Source organism: Bradyrhizobium rifense, from assembly GCF_008123425.1.
Lineage (GTDB): Bacteria > Pseudomonadota > Alphaproteobacteria > Rhizobiales > Xanthobacteraceae > Bradyrhizobium > Bradyrhizobium rifense.
Genome location: NZ_VSSS01000038.1, coordinates 1 through 15,354, shown reverse-complemented (window position 1 = coordinate 15,354; position 15,354 = coordinate 1). Strand labels below are relative to the sequence as shown.

Sequence of the window (15,354 nt, the reverse complement as noted above, 5' to 3'; positions counted from 1 at the left end):
GAGTGCGTCGCAAAGGGAAGGGAATTAGCCGAACTTTCCGCAATGGATTAGTCGGGATCGAGTCGGCCCTCTCCCGCCTGGAGGAGCTTCACAACCGTTCGGGGCTTTTGCGGCGCGCGAGGGGCTTCATGCAGCTTTTCGTCGGTGCGTCCAGTTGCACTTACGTAGCTGTGCGTCGAGAGGTGATGAAAGCTGGCCCACGCTTGATGTGTCCATCGGTGTTTTCCGATGTCATTCGCGTTTACTCGATTCAATGCAGCTCGGAGGTGACCCAATTCCAATCAGCGGGTTGAGCTGTTAGGCCTCCAGATCAGTCCTTGGTCAGGAGCGCCGTCCCATTTCGGCAATTAGGTCTGCGAACACGCGGCCGCCAACGCTGATGTGATCTCGCATCGCGCTCCCGGCCGTCTCCTCGTCGCCCCTCAATATGGCCTCGAGGATCTGGGCGTGATCAGCGAACGAGCGGCGGATGCGACCTGGCTTCTGAAAGGGGTACCTGCGATACACGCGTAAGCGACCGCGGACATCCTTGATGCTCGTTTCGAGATAATCGTTGCACGAACAGCGATAGATCAGCTCGTGAAATTCCCTATTGATCGCGTCGTACTTCTCGAAGTCCTGGGTCGGAATGAATGCCGCGCTGCGCCGGTGAATCTCGGCCAGCTCCTCCCGAAGGTCAGGCGAGATCCGCGACGCGGCGAGCCTGGCCGCCATGCTTTCGAGCTCGGTCATGACCTCGAACATCGAGATCACCTGCTCGACGCTAAGCAGCGTAACGATAGCGCCACGACGCTGACGCAACTCAACCAAGCCGATCGAAGAAAGCTGGATAAGGGCCTCGCGCACCGGCGTTTTCGAGACGCCGAACCGTTCTGAGAGTGGCCGCTCCTCCAAACGCGAGCCCGGCGGAAAGGCGCCTGACTCGATCTCGTGGCGAATCCACTGCGCGATCTCCTCTGTTCGGTATGGCTTCTTGGTCAGCAAAGCGGAATCCACGACCATCTCCCCATGAAAGCGACCCTTGCAGTAAGCCCAGACATTTCCATCTTGACAGATATTTTTTTTGAGAACAATAAAACACCCTATGGATCCGGAGAAAGCACTTGAGCGGTCGGGGCTGCCGACGTTGCGTGTCTCTGAAACGAGCGCGTGGATCCTTTTGAACAGGCCGCAGCAGCACAATCGGTTCGAGCCGGCGGACATCGAAGCGCTTTCGGCGATGCTAAGAGAATTGGCGGGACACAAGGGCCTGCGGGTTCTAATCGTCACGGCCAGCGGACCGAGCTTCAGCTCGGGATTTGACCTCGACACGCTGTCAAGCGAGCGAGCCGTGGAGTGCACCGCCGCGTTTGCGGCTATGTGCGACTTGCTCGAAGCGTTGCCGATCCCGACGGTGTGCGGACTTAATGGGAATGTCTACGGGGGAGCCACTGACTTCGCGCTCGCGTGCGACTTCCGCATCGGGGTCGAAGGTTGTCGTTTGCAGATGTCTCCTGCACGGCTAGGCATCCAGTACTACCATTCCGGTCTCCGCCGATACGTAGAGAGACTCGGCTTGCCCGAGGCCAAGCGGTTGTTTCTAATGGGGGAGCAGATTGACACCGCCACGATGTTGCGGATCGGCTTTCTCACCGAAAGCTGTACGCCCGACAGGTTCGAAGCGCGATTGGAGGTCGTTGCCGGAATGCTCGCTCAGCGTTCTCCGGCTTCGCTCCGCGGCCTCAAGGCGTCGCTCAATTCAATTTGCCGAGGCACCGCCGATCCGGCAGAGATCAACGCGAGATTCTTTGAAAGTCTCTCTTGCGCCGATGCTCAGGAAGGGCTGAAGGCCTGGTCCGAGCGCCGCCTTCCTGGCTTCGCGGCCGTATGAATCTTGCACGCTCTTGCCGCCGGGGCCCCGGGGCGGTGATTCCCGGATCCAATTTCTCGTTATCCAAGAAGACGCATGGTTACTAAGTTGCGGCGTGACGATCAGATCGCAAGTGCCGAACAAACCTCCAACTTGGAACGCAAAGAACGCAGTAATCCGGCGATCTTCGGCGCCCTCTTACAGGATTTCAAACAGACGACGGAGTTCGCGGACTTGGTCGCGATGATATCACAACTGAGCGCGAGGACTCGGCTGACCCGATACGCCTCAACGACCCGATGCAGGGTCTCGCGATCGAGATCGATCGAAGCCGGAATAGATGGGCTTCTTCGTTGTTTTGCCCCATTCGCAGTGATGCTCGATCTGTAATGCGAGTAGCGCTTGCGAGGGAGGCCCGCGGGTTCATCAACGATGGATCGGGTTTTTCAAAGATTTGCAGAGCAATTGACCGAAAGCACGCATCGAGACGCAGCTCAGCAGAGCATGGCCGAAGTCGCCGCTGCGCTCGAACTGTCGTGCTTCGCATATCTCGCTTTTCCCAGTAGGGCGGGCAGTGCACCCAATCTGATCTCGACATATCCACCCTCATGGACCGCCATCTATCTGCAGCGCGGCTACGAATCCGTCGATCCGGTGGTACGTCGGGCAATGCGCCAGCCTAAGCCCTTCCAATGGGGACTTGGATTCGAAGCGCGAAATCGGTCAGAGGCAGAACGCGCTCTGTTCGAAGAAGCCGCCAAATTTGGGATTCGCTGCGGATTTACATTCCCTATCCACGATGACAGGGGCGCGCTCGCCGCGCTGAGCTTTGCAAGCGACGATAATCGAACTGGTTTCAAGCGCTCGCTGATCGAGCACGCCCAGAGCCTGCGGTTAATCGCAACGTTTTTCCATGCACATGCAAAACGTTTCTGGACGATAGATCGCATGGTCGGTGGGGTGGTGCTGTCTCCTCGCGAGTACCAGTGTCTCGAATGGTCCGCGCGCGGCAAATCAGCTGGGGAGATTGGGATCATTCTCGGCATCGCAGAGCGAACCGCGGGATTTCACCTGGATAACGCGCGCGCGAAGCTTGGCGTCAGCTCGCTTCGTCAAGCGATCGTGCTGTTGACCGAGTCAAAATCTCGAAAATAGATCAACCACAAGCTGCAAGCACCTGTGCAACTCCACAGGATGTGCTCTCCTGCCTTCTCTGCTTGCTTGCCTGAAGCAAGGCAAGGAGGCAAGAATGATGCAGCTCATCACGCCGGAGTACTACGGCGAATTCGTCGACGATCTCACCGAGATGCACCGGCTGCGGTATCGCGTTTTCAAACAGCGCCTGGACTGGAACGTCGAGGTCAGCGGCGAGATGGAAGTCGACGAGTTTGACGTCCTTCGACCCGTGCACCTCCTGAACCGCTCGAACGCTGGACGTCTTCAGGGTTGCGTCCGCCTTCTGCCTTCGAACGGCCCAACCATGCTGAGAGACACCTTCCCGATCCTTCTGGACGGCCAGCCGGCGCCACGAAGCGACCGGATTTGGGAGAGCAGCCGATTCGCGCTCGATGTTCCTCCGGATGCGCCGAAGGCAAATGGTGGACTTGCTGCTGCTACTTACGAGCTGTTTGCGGGCATGATTGAATTCGGCCTTTCGATTGAATTGACCGAAATCGTTACCGTCACTGACGCCCGGATGGAACGCATTCTTCGCCGCGCGGGCTGGCCGCTCCGTAAAATCGGAAAAGCTCGTCCTCTCGGAAACAGCACGGCCATTGCTGGATACCTGGAGGTCTCGCCCGAAGCGTTGCATGGCATCCGCAAACCGGGACACATCTCAGGTCCGGTGCTCTGGGCTCCAGTCATCCAAGCGGCCGCCTAGGATCTAGAAGTAAGTACAATCGGGGCATTGCTGCGCATTGGAGCGGAAAGCCCATCTGCTTAAGACTTACGATGCACAAACCACGTCGAGCAACACCCTCCCTTCAAGCCAGCAAGGCAATCGAACTGAAGCACCTGCAATCGGTCGTAGCTGCGGCTGATTGTGGCAGCCTCCGTCAAGCGGCGGAATTGCTGAGAACACAACAATCGAGTCTCAGCCGAAGAATCAGCGAGATCGAATATCACCTGGGAGTTGCGGTTTTCGAGCGCTTCAGCGGTGGTGTGCGCCCAACGCAGGCAGGCCGAAGTGTTCTTCGCCTGGCAAGGACAATTCTGGAGGAGTTCGATGCTCTCATCGCGACCGCGAGGGCCGTTCGGAACAGCGAGGCCGGCCGGCTGAGTGTCGGGCTCTGCACTTCACTTTCCATTGGCAACCTGCAGACGTCCTTGCTGGATTTCAAGCAGCGATTCCCGCAAATCGAGCTTGTGACGATCGAGAAATCACGAACACGCCTCGCGACGGCACTTCGCAACGGCGTTCTCGATATCTTGATCGTCACAGGGAACCTGCCGTTACTCGACAACCGAGTGATGCCGCTGTGGAGCGAACGTGTTCTGGTCGCCTTACCCCATGATCATCCCCTCACCGCGCGCGACACAGTCTATTGAACTGACCTGCGCGGCGAGACGGTCCTGCTGAGCCATTACGATCCGGGAAAAGAGTTTGAAGATCTTCTGATTTCCAAGCTCGTGTCGCCTGAGGACCGTCCTAAACTCGAGCGCCACGACGTCAGCCGTGGTATCATCAAGAGCCTGATCAGGATGAACACAGGAATCAGCCTGGTGCTGGAATCCGACATGGGCATCAACTATGCAGGCCTCGTCTACCGCGAATTGCGCGACGGAGCCGGCCCGAGCCGATTCGACTTTTCGGCATACTGGCGAGACGACAACGAAAACCCCGCGTTGGCTGCCTTCTTGAACTTGCTTTCTGAGCGCTACCCCTCGCCTCCGCTCGGACGTTGACGCGCGCGTCGAGCCTTGCGGAAATTCCGGTCCGCTGCCATGAACCGCGCCAACATCGGTGCAATCAGTTTGGCCGGATCCTGGACCGGTTGCCCCGTTTCCTGTGCCAGAATTTCGGCGTACGCCACGATATCCCTGTGAACGCTCGCCGGGAGTTCATGCGTAATCTTGATCGGCTTATCGTCCTCGAGCGCTCCAAGTTTAAGCTTGGCCATAGTACCTCACCCTCTATATGGTTCGAGCATCAGGTCGCGATTGACGATCACCCGCACCGGAAATCCCGGACGAATCGTCAAGGTCGGCTGGATGTTGAGATTGCGGCGGACCACCTGCTGGCCCGTCTGGTTCATCGAGTCCCCCGTGCCACGGCGGAGCGCAGCGATGAGGTCGCTGTTGGTGCTCCCCGTATCCGATCCGGAATTCACCTCGGTGCTGACGGCGAGCAGCGTCGAAAGCGCAGCGGCCCCCAACAGCTCCTTCCAATGGTTGTCGACCTCATCCTCAAGCCCAGAGTAGCCCGCGACATCTGCGCCCGGCTGCCGCTCCAGGACGATCGACCGTCCGTTTGGCATGATGAGGCGCGTCCACACCAGGAGCACGCGCGATTGGCCAAATGCGACTTGACTATCATACGTCCCGATCAACCGGGCTCCTTGCGGGATAAGGCGAGCTCGCCCGGTAGGAGAATCATATACCGCTTCTGTGACTTGGGCCGTGATCTGCCCAGGCAGGTCGGACCGAATCCCCGTGATAAGAGCAGCCGGAATGACCGTTCCCGCCTGGACCACAAAGGGAGAGACCGGTCTTGCCAGGCGATCGGGACTGGTGGTTCGACGGTCAACGGAAGCACTGACGAACGCAAGTTTTCGATCCTGGCCATTCTGGGCGAATGCTTCGTCGGATGATGGCGCTGCATTTGATGGGGCTTCACTTGCCGATGTGGCAGGGGCCTGTGCGCGGACGTTCGTGCTGGCAAACACCTTGCTGGTGCGTGCCGCCTCGCTCTCCTGATTGACGCGCTGCTGTTCAGCGTCAACCCCGAGCGGGCTGGACGTCGAAGAGCCCTGTGCAGCAACGATCGGCCGGCCAAGATCGCCGGGTAAAGGTGGTCCAAGGCGCGGCACCTCCTTCGGGATCTCAGCATAATCCTTCGGCAAGGTTGCAAGCTGATCGGCGACATTGTGGTGGTCGGTCGCGTAAAGCTCCTCGGCGGCCGGCGTGCGTGATCGCTTCTCCTGCAGAGCCCAGAACACCGCACCAGAGATGAGCACCAGCAAAAGAGCGCTGCCGCCCGCAAGCACCTTGCGCGATAGGCGCGTAACTTGCGGCCGATCTGGCCGGAGCCGAAGGGTTTCGGCGATATTTTCCGGCGGCTTAACCCGAGGAGCGTCCTTGGGTGTGTCATTCGGCTGGCCGGTCTCTGTCACAGCGACCTCCCGTCGGTTCGGACGATCCTGACCTTCTGCTGGTGCTCCTCGCCGAGCCTCAGTTCCGCGGCCGCGAACAGCCGGTCGACGATCAGCACATTGCCGTAAGCGCGATAGTTGACGAGCTCGGTCTTGCCATCAGGCCCGATCACGAACAGCGGCGGCATCTCGCCTTGGCCGACGCCGGGCGAAAACTCGATGTAGACCTTGCGTCCATCGTCATAGGCATTGACAGGACGCCAGGGTGGGCTGTCTCCCTCGATGGCGTAGCGGTAACGGCGCTGCGCCTGGTCCGGGATGACGGGTGTGGGCGGCAGAGATCGACCACGCGCGGTCCGATCCTCCGGATAGAACCACGCGACCTGTGGCATGTAGGGCTTTTCCCGGGAGCGGAGCTCGATCAGGTAAGTGCGCCGGTCCGTGTTGACGACGAGATTGGTCTCGATCGCCGGTCGTGTCGGCTTCACCATGATGTGCACACGTCGCGTGTCGCTGCTGCCGCTTTCGGTGTCGCCGACCACCCAGCGCACGGTATCACCCGCGGCAACTGGTCCCGACCCGATCAGTTGCTCGCCCGGCTCCAAGGCGATGTCGGTGATCTGCCCCGGCGCGGCATAGACCTGATAGAGAGCGCCCGGACTATACGAAAACACCTGCACCGCATTGAAGTAGCCGGCCTTCCGCGGCTGCACACGTGCGGCGTCATTCGCGGTCTCAATCCGTTCGATCGGCTCCTTGGCTTCCGCGTTCTTGCCGCCGCGCGCCGCCTTCCAGGCCGGTGGGACATGCAGCGGCCGCGGCCGATCGTCGGCAAGCGCCGGCAGATCTGGAGCCGGCGGGACATCGCTATCATAGCTGATTTGCGGCGGCTTGAACGTGGTGCACCCGCCAAGGGTGGACACACCAATAACGAGAGCCAGAGCCAGGCTCGGGCGGACCCTCTGTGACGCAATAACGAGACCTGACGGCATTGCTAACCCAGCTCCTTCGACCAGTTGATGGCGTTCACGTATATCCCAAGCGGATTCTTGCGGAGGCGATCGAGATCGCGAGGCATCTCCACGATGATGCTGACAATCGCGCTCCACCGCTCGGTTGCAGCAAGCTGACCGTTGTCGTAGCGCCGCTCGACCCAGGCGAGGCGAAAACTCTCAGGGGACGCCCGGATGACGCTCGAGACCTCGATCGCAATTTGCGTCTTGCCGAGCTTGGCGAATGGATCGTTGTTGCGGGCGTAGTCATTCAGTGCGGTTGCGCCGCGATCGGTTGTAAAGTCGTAGGCGCGGAGCCAGTTTTCGCGAAGGACAATGGCGTCCATCGGGAGGCCTCGCACATGCTCGATGAAGCGCGCCAGGTGAAAGGCGACTTGCGGATCGGTCGGTTGATAGCTGGCGTTTGCCGGAGCAACGGCTTTCGCCTCCCCCAATTGATCGACCTCGACCACCCAGGGCGTGATCGTCCCTTGAGCGGATTGCCAGACCAGGGCGGCGGCAAAGCCGGCTGATAAGAAGAGGCAGCCAAAGGCCATCAAGCGCCAGTTCTTGGCCTGCACGCGCGCAGACCCAATGCGATCATCCCAGACCTGGGCTGCGCGTTGATAGGGAGTGACGGCTTCTGGGGTGCGGCCATAGTGAACGGCCGATCGTTTGAACATTGCTTGACCTCAAGAGATAGCGGGGAACCGAATTCGAAAGAAAGGAGGTGTCAGTGATCCTCTTGCGAGAGGTCGACAGATCCGCCGCCGCCGCCGTGATCACCTGAGCGGATCGCGTGGGTTGCCGCTGATGCGCCATGACTGATCGTCTGCGCTCTCTTCATGCGCCGAACCCAGGCGGGCGCACTGTCGGAAGCTCTCGAGGAATCCCCTTCCCCCTTACCGGCATCGCTCGCCGGTCCACCAAGACCAGCTGCGACCGAACGCAAGGGACTTGCGGTGCCGGACGCGCTCGCCTCGGAGCCGGACTGACTCCCCGCCCGAAACACGCTCATGGTGCCGCTTGCAATCGCACTTCCACCTCGTAGCGAGCCTGCAATCGCGCCGCCGGCGAGGCCGGCAGCGCCGGCCGCAACGCCAGCGCCAGCCGCAACGACACCACCGGCGGCAAGTCCCGTCCCAACGGCGCTGCCTGCGCCGAGCTGCGGACCTCCGGAGACGATGCCGTTGGCAATCCCGGGTCCGAAAATGCCGAGGCCTAACAAGGCGAGAGCGCCGAGCACCAGCGCCATCGCGTTCTCGATGGTTGGCTGGTTGCCGCCGAAACCTGCCGTGAACTGCGAGAATAAGGTCGATCCAATGCCGACGATGACGGCGAGGACCAAAACCTTGACGCCGGAGGAGATGACGTTGCCCAGCACCCGTTCGGCCGCAAAGGCGGTCTTGCCGAACAGGCCGAAGGGGATCAGGACGAAACCTGCAAGCGTCGTCAGCTTGAACTCGATCAGCGTGACGAAGAGCTGGATGGCGAGAATAAAGAAGGCCAGAAGCACCACGATCCAGGCGAACAGCAGGACCGCGATCTGGACGAAATTCTCAAAAAAGCTGACATAACCCATCAGCCCCGAGATCGAGTCCAGGATCGGGCGGCCGGCATCGAGCCCCACCTGCGCGATGCGGCCTGGCCGCAAAAAATCGGCCGATGACAGACTCGTGCCCGAGGCTTTGAGGCCAAGACCAGCAAAGCTCTCGAAGACGATGCGGGCGAGGCTGCTCCAGTTGCCGATCAGATAGGCAAAGACACCGACAAACAAGGTTTTCTTGACGAGCCGGGCAACAATATCTTCATCAGTCCCCCAGGACCAGAACAGCCCCGCGAGCGTGAGGTCGATGGCAGCCAAGGTGGTGGCGAGATAGCCGACTTCGCCCCCGACCAGACCGAATCCGGAATCGATATAGCGGGTGAAGGTTTCCAGAAACTGGTCGATGACGGAGGTGCCGCCCATTGCTCACTCGCTTTGGCTTGGAATGGAGGGTGAGAGGGACGGCAGGCGGCTTTCGTCCTTGCGCGGCGGCGCGGAGGAAAATGGCGCGGCGCCTACCCCGCTATCACCGTCTACCGATCCGCTTTTACCCAAGAACTGGCTGCGCCGTTCCGCCCAGATCCTCTGGCATTCGAGCAGAGCCTCTCTCTGCTCGTAGGTGACGGTGCGGCATTGCTCGAGCTTTGCCGCCTTCGGATCGGGCTTCGCAGCGGGCGAGGCGGAAGATTGGGTCGCGCTATCGTCGCCGGGCAGGCGAATGGCGCAGGCGGCGACGACCAGGACTGTGAGGCTAACTGCCACCGCCATCGGCAGCCGTTCAAATCTGTTCTTTATCATCAGTGGAACATCTGCACGGTTGTCGGTTGATAGCCCTGACCTTGGGTCAGAAAGCGCCGCAGCTGCTCCCTGCCCTGATCCTGAGCGACGGCCCGCTGCGCGGATTCGAGCGATTGCGCACGCCCTTGCGCGGCAACGGTCGCCGTGAGGTCCGCAAGCTGCTGAGCTTGCAGTGCAAGGAGCTGGTTGCCGGCCTGACTTGCCTGCAGAGCACCTGACGCGCCCTGGCTCGCCGTGACCAGAGCCGACATCTGGGTGCGGTTGGTATCGAGATTGTCGACCACGGTTGCCTGCACCCGCATGGCGTCCTGCAGCCCGGCAACCGCATTCTGCCAGCGTGTCTGGGCGTTGGCGACGAGGAGCCCATTGGACATGCTCGCGGACGTGGGCGCGTAAGTGGTGGAGAACGCGCGATCGATCTGCTGGACATCGTAGGCAATGCGCTGCGCTTGACTGAGCAGCTGCTGCGTGCGCTGGATCGATTGCTCGAGCTGCTGCAACGACGAATACGGCAGGCTCGCCAGGTTTTTCGCCTGATTGATCAACATCTGCGCTTGGTTTTGCAGCGAAGTGATCTGGTTGTTGATCTGCTGCAGCTCGCGCGCGGCCGTCAGCACATTTTGCACGTAGTTGTTGGGATCGAACACGATCCACTGCGCCTTCCCTTCCCGGGGGGCTTGAACTACGGCAATGGCGATCATACTGGCCGTCAGAAGCGGACGAAGACGGCTCATGACAGGCCTCCTTCCTTGGCAAGCTGCGGAATGAGATTGCAGGCCCAGCCGAGGTCGCGCGCCTTGAGCCAGCCGGTGACGAAATCGTCTCGTCCGTGCTCCTCAAGAACCCGCTCGATGAGGGCCTGATCGGACTTGGACGACGCGGCCGCAAAGGCGAGCGCGATCTCACCAAGGCCGAGCTCGAACAGCCGGTTGCCCCGGCGCGACTGGCAGTAGTAGTCGCGCTTGGGCGTCGCGCGGGCGAGGATCTCGATCTGCCGATCGTTCAATCCAAAGCGCCGGTAGATCGCCATAATTTGGGGCTCGATGGCGCGGTCATTGGGAAGAAGGATCCGGGTCGGACAGCTCTCGATGATGGCCGGCGCAATTGCGGAGCCGTCGATATCGGCCAGCGACTGGGTCGCAAACACGACGGAGGCGTTCTTCTTGCGCAGCGTCTTCAGCCATTCGCGGAGCTTGCCGGCAAAATCGGCATCGTCGAGCGCAAGCCAGCCCTCATCGATGATGAGCAGGGTCGGACGGCCGTCGAACCGATCCTCAATCCGGTGGAACAAATAGGAGAGAACCGCCGGCGCGACACCGGTCCCGATCAACCCGTCGGTCTCGAACACCTGGACGGAGCCCTCTCCCAGCCGCTCACCTTCCGCATCCAGCAACCGCTCAAACGGACCGCCGAGGCAATAGGGTTGCAGCGCGCGCTTCAAGGCATTGGATTGCAGAAGAACGGACAAGCCAGTCAGCGTCCGCTCCCCAACTGGGGCCGAGCCGAGCGAGGTCAAGGCCGACCAGACATGATCCTTGGTCTCGGGCGTGACCTCGATGCGCTCGCGCGCAAGGATCGATGCAATCCAATCGGCTGCCCAACCGCGCTCCGCGACATCGTCGATGCGCGCAAGCGGCTGGAGCGCCACGAATTCTGCCGAGTCTCCGCCAACCGCGCCGCCAAGATCATGCCAGTCGCCTCCCATGGCGATCGCCGCCGCGCGGATCGACCCGCCGAAGTCAAAGGCAAAGATCTGAGCGGCCGGATATCGCCGGAACTGCAGTGCCATCAGCGCGAGCAGCACCGATTTGCCGGCGCCGGTCGGTCCAACGATCAGAGTGTGTCCGACATCGCCGACATGGAGCGAGAAGCGGAAAGGGGTCGATCCTTCCGTCTTGCCGAAGAACAGCGGAGGCGCCTTGAAATGGTGGTCCCTCACCTCTCCCGCCCAGACTGCAGAGAGCGGGATCATGTGGGCGAGATTTAGCGTCGACACCGGCGGCTGGCGCACGTTTGCATAGACCTGTCCCGGCAGGCTGCCGAGCCAGGCCTCAACGGCATTCACCGTCTCGGTCATGGAGGTAAAGTCCCGGCCCTGGATCACCTTTTCAACGAGGCGGAGCTTTTCGTCCGCCGCGTGCGGATCCCTGTCCCAGACCGTGACGGTTGCCGTCACAAAGGCCTCTCCAATCTGATCCGAGCCGAGTTCCTGGAGCGCGTGATCTGCATCCATCGCCTTGTTGTGGGCATCGGTATCCAGAAGCGTGGACGCCTCGTTCGTCATCACCTCCTTCAGGATCGCGGCAATCGACTTGCGCTTGGCAAACCATTGCCGCCTGATCCTGGTCAGGAGCTTGAGAGCATCCGTCTTGTCGAGCATGATCGCCCGCGTCGACCAGCGGTACGGGAATGCGAGGCGGTTGAGATCATCGAGGATCCCGGGCGTCGTCGTCGTGGGAAACCCCACAACCGTCAGGACACGCACATGCGCGTCACCCAGCATCGGCTCAAGCCCGCCTGTCAGCGGCTGATCGGCAAGCAGCGCGTCGAGATACATCGGGATTTCCGGCACTCGAACGCGATGCCGCTTGGTCGAGACCGTCGAGTGGAGGTAGGTGAGCGTTGCCTCGTCATCGAGCCAGCCGCATTCCGGCATAAAGCCCTCAACGAGCTGCAGCACGCGGTTGGTCCGGTCGACGAAGCCACTCAGCACCTCGCGCGCATCCGCTCCCGCGCTGCGATGGCCGCCCTCGTACAGGAGACGCTCTGCCACAGCTGCACTCTCTGCAGGCGGCAGATAAAGGAAGGTCAGGTAGTAGCTCGATTCATAATGGCTGCCGGCCTCCTCGAATTGCGCTTTGCGCTCCGCATCCACCAGGGCGGATGCGACATCCGGGAATGTGTCGGGCGGATAGCGCCCTGCCGAATGCCGTTGCGCCTCGACGAAAACCGCCCAGCCCGATCCGAGACGCCGGAGCGCATTGTTCAGCCGGCTTGTGACCGCAACAAGCTCAGCCGGCACGGAACTGTCGAGGTCCGGTCCCCTGAACCGCGCCGTCCGCTGAAGTGAGCCGTCCTTGTTCAAGACAATTCCCTCGTCGACCAGAGCAGCCCAGGGCAGGAAATCAGCAAGGCGCGTATTCGAGCGGCGGTATTCGGCAAGATTCATCATGGGACTTTTCTCAAGCGCTGAGGTGACCGGGAACACGAACGTGCCGGCGCACGACTTCGACGAATTCCGGATCGCGTTTTGCGGCCCAGACCGCGGCCATGTGGCCGATGAACGCCAGCAGAAGGCCGGCCAGCCACAAGCGCAGACCAAGGCCGAGTGCTGCAGCCAAAGTGCCATTGAGAATGGCAACCGATCGCGGTGCACCGCCCATCAGGATCGGCTCGGTCAGCGCACGGTGGACAGGGGCGACAAAGCCCGGGACTGGCTCATCCATCAGATCACCACCCCACCGCCGAACGAGAAGAACGACAGGAAGAAGCTCGAGGCGGCAAATGCGATCGACAGACCAAACACGATCTGGATCAGCCGCCGGAAGCCGCCCGACGTGTCGCCGAATGCGAGCGAGAGACCTGTCACGATGATGATGATGACCGCGATGATCTTGGCGACGGGTCCTTCAACCGATTGCAAGATCTGGTTGAGCGGCTGCTCCCAGGGCATGTTCGAGCCGGCGGCCCAGGCCGGCACGCTGGCCAGGTACAGACAAGCGAATGCCGCACCTGGCGTGAAACCTCGCCCGAGAGATGATCGTACGTTCATGACTGATCTCCGATTTTCGAAAGGGTGTAGTCGCCTGATGGTCCAAGCCCGGTGACAGAAGCGAGTTCGCTCAAACGCCGTTCGGCACCGCGGCCAGAGAGCACGGCGATGACGTTGATGGTCTCGGCGATCAGCGCGCGCGGGACCGTCACGACGGCCTCCTGGATGAGCTGCTCGAGCCGGCGGAGCGCGCCAAGCGCGGTGCCGGCGTGGATCGTGCCGACACCGCCGGGATGTCCAGTCCCCCAGGCCTTGAGCAGATCCAGCGCCTCGGCTCCGCGCACCTCGCCAATCGGGATACGATCAGGGCGCAGGCGAAGCGACGAGCGCACAAGTTCGGACAGCGAGACGACGCCATCCTTGGTCCGCAGCGCCACGAGGTTCGGCGCCGGGCACTGAAGCTCCCGCGTATCTTCGATGAGAACGACGCGATCCGAACCTTTGGCCACCTCCGCCAGAAGCGCGTTCGTCAGCGTCGTCTTGCCCGTCGATGTGCCGCCCGCGACCAGGATGTTCTTGCGTGTAGCAACCGCATCGCGGAGCGCGTTCGCCTGCTCCAAGTTCAGGATGCCGGCAGCGACATAGTCGTCCAGGCCGAAGACAGCGACCGCGGGTTTGCGGATTGCGAAAGCCGGCGCGGCGACGACCGGCGGCAACAAACCTTCGAAACGTTCTCCCGTTTCCGGCAGCTCAGCCGAGATTCGGGGCGAGCCGGCATGAACCTCAGCGCCCACATAGTGCGCGACCAGCCGGACAATTCGCTCGCCGTCGGCAGCCGATAGACTCTCGCCTGTATCGGTAAGGCCGCTCGACAGCCGATCGATCCACAGCCGGCCATCGGGGTTCAGCATTACCTCAACGACGGACGGATCTTCCAGAAAACCTGCGATTGCCGAGCCCAGCGCCGTGCGGAGCATGCGTGCCCCACGCAGCTCGGCTTCCGAATGAAATGAATGGATTGCCACGACTGCCCCGTGCTTGAGGTCGCTGACATCAGCGGCCTTGCGTGGGGACAAGTAGAAAAAGCAGAACCGAGGTAATCGCAACAAGAGCGCTCGCGGTTCGTACTCTGGCGTAGAAGAAGAAAAGATAGGAAAGAATGCTTGCGACGCTTTGATGATGGGCAATCACGCCTGGCCTTCCGCGCGTCCCGCACGAAAGAAAACGCCTCAGAAATGAAACACCGGCCGGAGTTTATACCTCCGGCCGGTGTTTTTAGCGCGTTTTACTTGCCGAGCTTGCCAAGTTCGGCCGTCAGCTCCGGAACTGCATGGTAGAGGTCGGCGACCAGGCCATAATCGGCGACCTGAAAGATCGGCGCGTCCTCGTCCTTGTTGATCGCGACGATCACCTTGGAGTCCTTTATGCCCGCCAGATGCTGGATCGCGCCGGAAATGCCGACCGCGACATAGAGCTCGGGAGCCACCACCTTGCCGGTCTGGCCGACCTGCCAGTCGTTCGGCGCATAGCCGGCGTCGACCGCCGCACGCGAGGCACCGACACCGGCGCCGAGCTTGTCGGCGAGCGGCTCGATGTATTTGGCGAAGTTCTCGCGGCTCTGCATGGCGCGGCCACCGGAGACGATGATCTTGGCCGAGGTCAGCTCGGGGCGGTCGCTCTTGGCAACTTCCTCGCCGACAAAGGACGACAGGCCCGGATCGGCCACAACGGCGACGCTCTCGACCGGCGCGCTGCCGCCGCTCGCTGCCGCCGCGAAGGTCGAGGTGCGGACCGTGATGACCTTCTTGGCGTCCTTTGACTTCACCGTCTGGATGGCGTTGCCGGCATAGATCGGACGTTCATAGGTGTCGGGCGCGACCACCTTGGTGATCTCCGAGACCTGCATCACGTCGAGCAGTGCTGCGACGCGCGGCATCACGTTCTTGAAGCGTGAGGTCGCGGGCGCGACGATCGCATCGTAGCCAGGGGCCAGCGAGACGATCAGCGCGGCCAGCGGCTCGGCGAGATCGTGCGCGTAAGCCTCGCCCTCGACGACCAGCACCTTGGCGACGCCAGCAAGCTTCGAGGCCGCCTCGGCCGCAGCCTTGGTGCCCTGCCCGCCACCGGCGACCAGCACGTGGACG

16 protein-coding genes and 1 pseudogene are annotated in these 15,354 nt (G+C 61.5%); 4 read left to right on the top strand and 13 right to left on the bottom strand.

From position 1 onward, the window contains the following. Nucleotides 1-321 precede the first annotated feature (321 nt). Nucleotides 322-996 (bottom strand): GntR family transcriptional regulator, encoded by a 675-nt coding sequence (locus FXB40_RS24820; protein ID WP_187437119.1) that lies wholly within the window; start codon nucleotides 994-996, stop codon nucleotides 322-324. An 88-nt stretch (nucleotides 997-1,084) separates the two neighbouring features. Here FXB40_RS24820 and FXB40_RS24815 point away from each other — a divergent pair, with 88 nt between their 5' ends. The 4 genes and pseudogenes from FXB40_RS24815 to FXB40_RS24800 all read left to right on the top strand — a co-directional run bounded on the left by FXB40_RS24815 (nucleotide 1,085) and on the right by FXB40_RS24800 (nucleotide 4,756). Then, nucleotides 1,085-1,870 (top strand): enoyl-CoA hydratase/isomerase family protein, encoded by a 786-nt coding sequence (locus FXB40_RS24815; RefSeq protein ID WP_148774808.1) that lies wholly within the window; start codon nucleotides 1,085-1,087, stop codon nucleotides 1,868-1,870. Between the two features lie 411 nt (nucleotides 1,871-2,281). Beyond that, nucleotides 2,282-3,004, top strand: coding sequence for a helix-turn-helix transcriptional regulator (locus tag FXB40_RS24810; RefSeq protein ID WP_148774807.1), 723 nt, complete (start codon nucleotides 2,282-2,284; stop codon nucleotides 3,002-3,004). Nucleotides 3,005-3,098: 94 nt separating this feature from the next. Then, nucleotides 3,099-3,731, top strand: a complete 633-nt coding sequence (locus tag FXB40_RS24805; protein ID WP_148774806.1) for an acyl-homoserine-lactone synthase — start codon at nucleotides 3,099-3,101, stop codon at nucleotides 3,729-3,731. 71 nt (nucleotides 3,732-3,802) lie between these two features. After that, a pseudogene (locus FXB40_RS24800) lies at nucleotides 3,803-4,756 on the top strand (LysR family transcriptional regulator). Here FXB40_RS24800 and FXB40_RS24795 read toward each other — a convergent pair. From FXB40_RS24795 to FXB40_RS24740, 12 genes are all read right to left on the bottom strand, one after another. Then, nucleotides 4,729-4,971 (bottom strand): DUF2274 domain-containing protein, encoded by a 243-nt coding sequence (locus tag FXB40_RS24795; RefSeq protein ID WP_148774805.1) that lies wholly within the window; start codon nucleotides 4,969-4,971, stop codon nucleotides 4,729-4,731. The pseudogene FXB40_RS24800 and the gene FXB40_RS24795 sit on opposite strands and share 28 nt — an antisense overlap. Before the next feature lie 6 nt (nucleotides 4,972-4,977). Further along, a complete protein-coding gene (locus FXB40_RS24790) occupies nucleotides 4,978-6,183 on the bottom strand; it encodes a TraB/TrbI/VirB10 family type IV secretion system protein (protein ID WP_148774804.1) in 1,206 nt (401 codons plus the stop codon). Next, nucleotides 6,180-7,154 (bottom strand): P-type conjugative transfer protein TrbG, encoded by a 975-nt coding sequence (gene trbG / locus FXB40_RS24785; protein WP_148774803.1) that lies wholly within the window; start codon nucleotides 7,152-7,154, stop codon nucleotides 6,180-6,182. Before trbG ends, FXB40_RS24790 begins: the two co-directional genes overlap by 4 nt. A 2-nt stretch (nucleotides 7,155-7,156) precedes the next feature. Beyond that, nucleotides 7,157-7,837 (bottom strand): conjugal transfer protein TrbF, encoded by a 681-nt coding sequence (trbF, locus tag FXB40_RS24780; protein ID WP_148774802.1) that lies wholly within the window; start codon nucleotides 7,835-7,837, stop codon nucleotides 7,157-7,159. A 50-nt stretch (nucleotides 7,838-7,887) separates the two neighbouring features. After that, complete coding sequence (gene trbL, locus FXB40_RS24775) at nucleotides 7,888-9,123, bottom strand: P-type conjugative transfer protein TrbL (protein ID WP_148774801.1); 1,236 nt, start codon at nucleotides 9,121-9,123, stop codon at nucleotides 7,888-7,890. A gap of 3 nt (nucleotides 9,124-9,126) precedes the next feature. Then, nucleotides 9,127-9,468 (bottom strand): putative entry exclusion protein TrbK-alt, encoded by a 342-nt coding sequence (gene trbK-alt, locus FXB40_RS24770; protein ID WP_246207907.1) that lies wholly within the window; start codon nucleotides 9,466-9,468, stop codon nucleotides 9,127-9,129. A gap of 29 nt (nucleotides 9,469-9,497) precedes the next feature. Next, nucleotides 9,498-10,232 carry a P-type conjugative transfer protein TrbJ gene (trbJ, locus tag FXB40_RS24765; protein WP_148774799.1) on the bottom strand — a complete coding sequence of 245 codons (735 nt, stop codon included), beginning with the start codon at nucleotides 10,230-10,232 and terminating at the stop codon, nucleotides 9,498-9,500. Next, on the bottom strand, nucleotides 10,229-12,670 hold the full coding sequence (gene trbE, locus FXB40_RS24760) for a conjugal transfer protein TrbE (RefSeq protein ID WP_148774798.1): 2,442 nt from the start codon (nucleotides 12,668-12,670) through the stop codon (nucleotides 10,229-10,231). Before trbE ends, trbJ begins: the two co-directional genes overlap by 4 nt. A gap of 10 nt (nucleotides 12,671-12,680) precedes the next feature. After that, a complete protein-coding gene (locus FXB40_RS24755; protein WP_007600323.1) occupies nucleotides 12,681-12,944 on the bottom strand; it encodes a VirB3 family type IV secretion system protein in 264 nt (87 codons plus the stop codon). Then, entirely contained in the window at nucleotides 12,944-13,270 is a 327-nt protein-coding gene (locus tag FXB40_RS24750) for a TrbC/VirB2 family type IV secretion system protein (protein ID WP_148774797.1), read from the bottom strand. Before FXB40_RS24750 ends, FXB40_RS24755 begins: the two co-directional genes overlap by 1 nt. Continuing rightward, the gene (gene trbB / locus FXB40_RS24745) at nucleotides 13,267-14,187 is read right to left on the bottom strand and encodes a P-type conjugative transfer ATPase TrbB (RefSeq protein ID WP_246207938.1); all 921 of its coding nucleotides are present in this window, start codon (nucleotides 14,185-14,187) and stop codon (nucleotides 13,267-13,269) included. The genes FXB40_RS24750 and trbB overlap by 4 nt, the downstream gene beginning before the upstream one ends. 308 nt (nucleotides 14,188-14,495) lie before the next feature. Next, nucleotides 14,496-15,354, bottom strand: an 859-nt coding sequence (locus FXB40_RS24740) for an electron transfer flavoprotein subunit alpha/FixB family protein (protein WP_148774795.1), incomplete at its 5' end; no start/stop codon positions are given.

Coding starts and splice junctions, on each gene's coding strand:
- trbF (WP_148774802.1), bottom strand. CDS start 7,837: ATGTTCAAACGATCGGCCGTTCACTATGGCCGCACCCCAGAAGCCGTC.
- FXB40_RS24795 (WP_148774805.1), bottom strand. CDS start 4,971: ATGGCCAAGCTTAAACTTGGAGCGCTCGAGGACGATAAGCCGATCAAG.
- FXB40_RS24750 (WP_148774797.1), bottom strand. CDS start 13,270: ATGAACGTACGATCATCTCTCGGGCGAGGTTTCACGCCAGGTGCGGCA.
- FXB40_RS24815 (WP_148774808.1), top strand. CDS start 1,085: ATGGATCCGGAGAAAGCACTTGAGCGGTCGGGGCTGCCGACGTTGCGT.
- trbG (WP_148774803.1), bottom strand. CDS start 7,154: ATGCCGTCAGGTCTCGTTATTGCGTCACAGAGGGTCCGCCCGAGCCTG.
- FXB40_RS24810 (WP_148774807.1), top strand. CDS start 2,282: ATGGATCGGGTTTTTCAAAGATTTGCAGAGCAATTGACCGAAAGCACG.
- trbJ (WP_148774799.1), bottom strand. CDS start 10,232: ATGAGCCGTCTTCGTCCGCTTCTGACGGCCAGTATGATCGCCATTGCC.
- FXB40_RS24755 (WP_007600323.1), bottom strand. CDS start 12,944: ATGGATGAGCCAGTCCCGGGCTTTGTCGCCCCTGTCCACCGTGCGCTG.
- trbL (WP_148774801.1), bottom strand. CDS start 9,123: ATGGGCGGCACCTCCGTCATCGACCAGTTTCTGGAAACCTTCACCCGC.
- trbK-alt (WP_246207907.1), bottom strand. CDS start 9,468: ATGGCGGTGGCAGTTAGCCTCACAGTCCTGGTCGTCGCCGCCTGCGCC.
- FXB40_RS24805 (WP_148774806.1), top strand. CDS start 3,099: ATGATGCAGCTCATCACGCCGGAGTACTACGGCGAATTCGTCGACGAT.
- trbB (WP_246207938.1), bottom strand. CDS start 14,187: ATGCTCCGCACGGCGCTGGGCTCGGCAATCGCAGGTTTTCTGGAAGAT.
- trbE (WP_148774798.1), bottom strand. CDS start 12,670: ATGATGAATCTTGCCGAATACCGCCGCTCGAATACGCGCCTTGCTGAT.